This is a genomic window from Chamaesiphon sp. OTE_20_metabat_361 (assembly GCF_031364565.1).
In genome coordinates, this window is the sequence record NZ_JANLWO010000731.1 from 1 (window position 1) to 3486 (window position 3486).

The following is a 3486-nucleotide window of genomic DNA, read 5'->3' on the forward strand; positions in this document are numbered from 1 at the left end:
ACCCCAGTGACGCTGGCGCGCGTCGCCGGAGTGCTATTGGTGTACCAGATCCAAAGTCCAGCAGCCGAAGAATTGCAGTGGTTTAACGCTCAAATCCAGCAATGTGTAGATGAAGAAGAGGTCGAAGAATCGATCGAGTCCCTGCATCGGGTGGATGCTTTGTAGTACGCGATCGATCGCCTCGATCGAATTATTAGTTAATGGCTCAATACAAACACGACAGGTTTTTTAAGTTCTACGTCCAAGCTCTGTACAAGACCAAGGGCGAAACGTTCAAAAATATCCAGGTTAGAAATGATGAGGATCTAGAAATCGATTGTATGTTTGTGACACAGTCCGATAAATTTGGCTGGCAACAGGAAGATTTAGGCTTGTTCGACCGCTTAATGAAACAGCATCCGACGATAATAGTAGAGCATTATAGCGGGTATCTCAACCAGAAGAATCTCAACGTTTCCATCACTAGAAAAAATCTCTACTGGGAACCAAAGGAATCAGAATTAATCGAAGCTGCTCGCGTTGAGTTACAACTGAAAAAATCCGAGCAGTTACCACCGGATGCAAAAGCACAAATTGAAATTCAGAATCCATTTACTTGGATATTAGCAGTAAATTGTGGCGATAAGTTATTGAATTTGTGTGAGGCGAAGCCTTTGAGTGAATATGGCACGGGGGTATATGAGCTGTCAAAGTTCCTGCGGATGGGGATTGTGGTTATCGACAGATTACCCGACGGTGAAGATACGCTGTGGTTGAAGATGTTGGGGGACAAGGATTCGGTGCGGCGGGCGTTTGGGGAAATCGAGCAGTTATCGCCAGAGCGACGGGAGAAGAATGATATAATTAAGACTAGTCTCAAGTATTGTGTCTACCTACGGGGATTACCTGTAGAGAGTTTGACTACCGAGGAGCAAGAGTTTATGAGAACGATGGAACAGGTTGATGCTTGGTTTGATGCTGAGATTGCTGAAGCCGAGCAGAAAGCACAAGAGAGAAAGCAACAAGAGATTGCGCTGAAGATGTTACTTAAAAATATGCCCCTGGCAACAATTGCCGAACTTACTGAATTAAGTATGGAGCAACTACAATTTCTACAATCGCAGCCAAGAAACAACTAAACAATCGCGATTTCTAGCTAATTAGAAGATCGAGCCTAACAGCAAGGAGCGAATTATTGGCTCGATCGATTGTAACTTTCAAACCGATCGCTCGATTTAAGTCGAGTATCATCATTGGGATCGAGTTTAACAGCGCAGTCAAGCGATGAGACTAACTATCATCGGCAGATGTTTTTTATTTTGCTTATTTACATTGCAAATATTTGGGGTCAGTTTATCCGATTGCAATTTTTCTTCTGATAACCGGGAGCGTTGGGAGCCGGATAAATATCGGCTAAGATTGCCTAGTCAAAGCATTTATGACGGTAAGACTCCAGACTCTTGCAAGGCGTGCAGCTTGGCATACACACCATGCTGCTGCACCAGCTCATCGTGTGTCCCCACTTCGACAATCCGACCGCGATCTAAAACCACAATTTTGTCAGCATCCCTGACGGTACTGAGTCGGTGCGCGATGACGAGCATCGTTCTGGTGCCCGAAATCGAGCGCATGGCAAGTTGAATGGCACGTTCTGACTCATAATCGAGACTGGATGTAGCCTCATCAAACACCAACACATTCGGATTGACAATGAGAGCGCGGGCGATTCCCAGCCGCTGCCGCTGTCCCCCCGATAGGCGCACGCCGCGCTCTCCCACCACTGTGGCATACCCCTGGGGTAGCTCGTGGATAAATTCATCGACCCGCGCCATTTGACAGGCTACCGCTACTGCATCGGCATCGGCGGTAGGATTACCATAGCGGAGATTATCCATAATCGTACCGTTGAAGATATCGACCTCCTGATGGACGATCGCCAAGCGCGAACGATATGGGCCGATTGCCAACGATCGGACATCCGTACCATCGATACAAATTCGACCCTGAGTTGGCTCGAAGTAACGCAGTAATAGTTTCACGAGTGTAGACTTGCCCGAACCAGATTTACCAACCAGCGCAACGGTTTGATACGGCTCGATCGTCAGATTGATATCGTGTAAGATCGGTCGGTCTGGGTCGTAACCGAAACTGAGCCGATCGAACTGGATTTTACCTGTGAAATTATCCGCCGCCGATCGAGCGACTGAGCGGAGATCGATCGCATCGGTGCCGACTGGCTCGTGCATAAACTCATGGAAACGCAGCATCGAGGCATAGCGGCGGGCTAGAAACTCTGCCAAGATACTCAAGGGTTCTAACTCGGCATAAGCCATGCTAGAGACTGTTAGTAACGTCACAAAATGACCTAAAGACAGTTCGCCGCGCAGGGTAGCGAGTAGGGTCATCACCAGTACGCCAAAGATGCAGCTTTGAACTGTCGTGCGCTGCCACATATTCAAGCGCACGTAACTCCGATGGATGCGGTAAAGTACGACTGTTAACTCTCGGTCTAGACGTTGCCGCTGTCGAGCGAGTTCGTAAGGTTCGGCGGCGAAAGCTTTGACGGTTTTGATATTGGTAATAATTTCGGAGGTACGGCTTTCGGTATTCTCCATGTAGCTATCTAAGAGCGCCTCGCGTTTGATAATGTAGCGCAATCCTTTGAGGCTAAAGCCTAAAATAGCCGTAAATGAGAGGGCAAAGGCGATGCCAATCCGCCACTCCATCAGACAGATCGCGATAAAAATGCCAAATACTCTCACTAACTTGGGAATCAACTGTCCCGCAATTTCTGGATAAGTCCAAGTGTGGTTGGTTAACCCGCGTGCGACCCGTCCGGCAATCCGACCGGGGTTATTTTCATCGTAAAAAGATAGAGGCAAGGTGAGAATTTTTTGAATCGTTAGATCGGCCCGATCGCGCCTTGCTCGCAGCGGGATCGCCCAGTGGAACCAACTGCCAATCCACGGCTGAATCGGCGCGCGCACGACAGATACGACAAACACGATCGCCAGCAGGATGATTAATGATAATTCAGTTGATGCTGGCAGATTGAGGCTGGTGGCGACCGCGCCGATGAATGACATCAAAGGTCGATCGAGCGGTTGCTTGGACAAGACATTGAGAATTTGACCGATCGCGTAGGGGACGGTTAAATCCACAACCTCGAACAGACTAGTTGCGGCAATACTAATGAATGCGATCTTCCCGTAACCGCGAAAATACCCAATCATATCCCGATAAGATGCCATGACCTGACTCCTAAAATCTACAGATTAGCGGCCAGCGATTTTGCACCTTAGAGCCTAGAAACAGCAGGCGATACATAATTAAATCGCCCTCACCCCGCCCTCGCCTCCGGCTCTGGCTCCCCTCTGTCTTGTCTTGACGCGCTCGACCTGGAGGGAACCTCCGTGATGAGCGCGTCGCTGATTCGCTGAACCGTCGGGGAACAAAGGCGTGCGCGAATCGCTCCCAAGCTTGGGAGCGGCGTTTTTATGTCTAGGG

Annotated in this window: 2 protein-coding genes; one reads left to right on the plus strand and one right to left on the minus strand. The window is 49.0% G+C overall.

The features are described from left to right. Window positions 1-200: 200 nt before the first annotated feature. Window positions 201-1118 (plus strand): hypothetical protein, encoded by a 918-nt coding sequence (locus RMO35_RS20740; RefSeq protein WP_309743809.1) that lies wholly within the window; start codon window positions 201-203, stop codon window positions 1116-1118. Window positions 1119-1415: 297 nt separating this feature from the next. On the opposite strand, the gene RMO35_RS20745 is transcribed toward RMO35_RS20740, so the two are convergent. Further along, complete coding sequence (locus RMO35_RS20745; RefSeq protein WP_309743811.1) at window positions 1416-3230, minus strand: ABC transporter ATP-binding protein; 1815 nt, start codon at window positions 3228-3230, stop codon at window positions 1416-1418. Window positions 3231-3486: the final 256 nt, after the last annotated feature.

What these genes read in the sequence shown, in the direction of transcription:
- RMO35_RS20745 (WP_309743811.1), bottom strand. Translation starts at nt 3,230, where the DNA reads ATGGCATCTTATCGGGATATGATTGGGTATTTTCGCGGTTACGGGAAG.
- RMO35_RS20740 (WP_309743809.1), top strand. Translation starts at nt 201, where the DNA reads ATGGCTCAATACAAACACGACAGGTTTTTTAAGTTCTACGTCCAAGCT.